The following is a 243-nucleotide window of genomic DNA, read 5'->3' on the forward strand; positions in this document are numbered from 1 at the left end:
CACCTCGACCGGCTTGATCGGCATCGACAGCAGGCTTTCCATGGTGCCGCGCTCGATCTCCCGCGTGACCGACAGCGCGGTGAAGATCAGCATGGTCATGGTCAGAATGGTCCCGACCAGGCCGGGCTGATCATCGGGATCGGCGTGTTGCTGTTCGGCGTGCCGGTGCTCGGCAGCCTCACATTGCTGGGGCTGCTGACCACCCTGTTCATCACCACCAACCTGTCGATCGGCTATACGTTC

Annotated in this window: 2 pseudogenes; one reads left to right on the forward strand and one right to left on the reverse strand. The window is 62.6% G+C overall.

Annotated elements, in window-relative coordinates:
* A pseudogene (locus FNJ47_RS48550) lies at positions 1-126 on the reverse strand (ABC transporter permease); the annotation flags it as partial.
* Between FNJ47_RS48550 and FNJ47_RS52650 the strand changes: the two are divergent.
* Positions 118-243: pseudogene (locus tag FNJ47_RS52650) on the forward strand (ABC transporter permease); the annotation flags it as partial. The pseudogenes FNJ47_RS48550 and FNJ47_RS52650 overlap by 9 nt on opposite strands.

The organism is Bradyrhizobium uaiense (genome assembly GCF_010811875.1).
Lineage (GTDB): Bacteria > Pseudomonadota > Alphaproteobacteria > Rhizobiales > Xanthobacteraceae > Bradyrhizobium > Bradyrhizobium uaiense.